Source organism: Longimicrobium sp. (genome assembly GCF_036554565.1).
Lineage (GTDB): Bacteria > Gemmatimonadota > Gemmatimonadetes > Longimicrobiales > Longimicrobiaceae > Longimicrobium.
On record NZ_DATBNB010000554.1, the window covers coordinates 1 to 2,385 of the forward strand.

Annotated in this window: 2 protein-coding genes and 1 pseudogene; 2 read left to right on the forward strand and 1 reads right to left on the reverse strand. The window is 74.0% G+C overall.

The genetic code is table 11. From position 1 onward, the window contains the following. Positions 1–1,193 (forward strand): annotated as a pseudogene (locus VIB55_RS15205) (hypothetical protein); the annotation flags it as partial. A 68-nt stretch (positions 1,194–1,261) separates the two neighbouring features. Here VIB55_RS15205 and VIB55_RS15210 read toward each other — a convergent pair. Continuing rightward, entirely contained in the window at positions 1,262–1,540 is a 279-nt protein-coding gene (locus VIB55_RS15210) for a hypothetical protein (protein ID WP_331877511.1), read from the reverse strand. A gap of 164 nt (positions 1,541–1,704) precedes the next feature. Between VIB55_RS15210 and VIB55_RS15215 the strand changes: the two genes are divergently transcribed. Beyond that, positions 1,705–2,385, forward strand: a 681-nt coding sequence (locus VIB55_RS15215) for a biosynthetic peptidoglycan transglycosylase (RefSeq protein ID WP_331877512.1), incomplete at its 3' end; no start/stop codon positions are given.

Below are 2,385 nucleotides of genomic sequence, written 5' to 3' on the forward strand. Positions count from 1 at the left end.
GGCTGGACTGGGTGCTGGGCGAGCGGCTGGCCGCGGCGGACTTCCTCAGCCGCCTGGGCCGGCCCAACGTGCCGGCGGAGAACCAGCTGCTGGGCCAGGCCGCGCGCCTGCCGTGGGAAGACCGGTTGGGACTGGCGGAGATGCTGATGCGGCGCGGCGCCACCGTCCCTGCGCGGCAGCTGGTGACGGCCGCGTGGGACGGCGTGCAGATGCGGGGCACGCGCGCCGTGCTGCCGGTCTCGGCGTATCGCCGCGACTTCTACTTCGCCAGCCGCGTGCGTCCCGCCGCGCGCCTGCTGACGGCGACGCTGGCCGTGCAGCCGGAGCACCCGGGGATCGGCGCGCTGGTGGAAACGCTGGTGCAGGAGGGCCGCGCCGACGCGCGCGAGCCCTGGAACACCCAGGACTACGGCGCCGCGGTCCTGGCGCTGCTGCGCTTCCAGGAAACGCAGCAGGGCGCGGCGGAGCGGACGGTCCGCCTGCGCGCGGGTGAGCGGACGCTGGTGGAAACGCGCGCCCGGCACGGCGAGCGCGGCGACACCGTGCCGGACCTGGCCGGGCTGCTCACGACGCTGCCGGACGGGCGCCAGGCGTTGCGCCTGTCGCTGGACGCACCCGGCGGCGGCCCGCCCGTCTACTATCACGTCTCCGTCCGCGAGGTGGTGTCACGCCCCACGGCCACGCCGCTGGACCGGGGCATCGCCGTCGAGCGCTGGTACGAGACGCTGGACACCCGCCGCCCCGTCACCACCGTGGTGGAGGGCCAGGTAGTGCGCGTGCGGCTGCGGCTGACCGTTCCGGACGACCGGCAGATGGTGATCCTGGACGATCCCCTCCCCGCCGGCCTGGAGGCGGTGGACCTGAGCCTGCGCACCGTCAGCCCGTTCACCGGCGATGCCTTCGCCGAGGGCAGTGGCGAGGAGGAGGACGAGGGGCTGGTGTCGGCGTGGTCGTACGGCAGCTGGGACGCGGGGCTGTGGTCGGCGTTCGACCACCGCGAGATCCGCGACGACCGCGTGCTCTTCTTCGCGCGACGGCTGTGGAAGGGATCGTACTCGGCGACCTACCTGGCGCGCGCGACGACCGCCGGGCGCTTCACCATGGCCCCGGCGCACGCGGAAGAGATGTACAACCCCGGCGTGCACGGCCGCAGCGGCGGCGGCGCCTTCATCATCACCCCCGCCGCGCCATGACGCGGCGGGGCGGGGGACCGGGAAACGACGGACGCCGGCCGCTCAGGTGGCGGCCGGCGTCCCCGGAATCAGGCGCAGGAGCCGGGACAGCTGCAGGAGTCGTACTGGCTGTCGCACCACCCCACGCACTGGGAAAAGTACCCGCACCCGGTAGCCCCTGGATCGATGCACGTGTTCGCGCACGAATCGGGCACGGTGTAGCACGTGTCCCATCCCTCCGTGCATCCACACGTCTCCTGCGTCGCCTTGCCGTGCGCGCGGACGGTGCCCCGCATGCCGCTCGCGGGGCTTACGGACTCGAAGCTCTCGACCTGCAGTGTCTCGACATCCAGCTTCAGCCTCTTCATGACCGCCTCCCTGGAGGAGTGAATGAAGTGCGCGGGCCGGGGGCGGCACGCGCGGAATGCGGCCGTTTTCCCCGGCCGCGACGCTCCTGGCATGCTGACGCGAAGAAACTATACGCGTCGGAACGTCTGCTGTGCCACACCTTATCAGACATCGAAGGGAAGACATGTCTGCTCTCCGGGCCGCTGGCGTGGTGAAGCGCGTCCGCCGCTGGATCGGCCCCGCGGCGGCGGTGCTCATCGCCGCCGTGCTGGGGGTGACGGGATGGATCGCCCGCCCGCTGCCGGCGGAGTTCGCGCGCCCGGCCCCGGTGCCCGCGCTAACGATCCAGGACCGCGGGGGGATGCTGCTGCGGGCCACGCGCTCGGCGGACGGCAGCCGCGGGGGATGGACGGGGATGGGCGAGGTGGACCCCCGGCTGGTGCAGGCGTTCCTGGCGGCGGAGGACCACCGCTTCTTCGCGCACCCCGGCGTGGACGCGCGGGCCGTGGGCCGCGCGATGCGCGACAACCTGCGCGGACGCCGGCGCGCGGGCGCGTCGACGCTGACCATGCAGACCGTGCGGCTGCTCCGACCGCTCCCGCGCAGCTGGGGCGGCAAGGCGCGGCAGGCGGCGTGGGCGCTGCGGCTGGATGCGCACCTGGAAAAGCGCGCCATCCTGGAGCAGTACCTCAACCGCGTTCCCCTGGGGCAGGCGGCCGTGGGCGTTTCCGCGGCGTCGTCGCTGTACTTCGGCGCCTCGGCGCGCGAGCTGAGCCTGGGGCAGGCGGCGCTTCTGGCCGGCATCGCCCGCGCCCCCTCGCGCGACAACCCGCTGGTCTCGCCCGAACGCGCGCGGGCGCGGCGC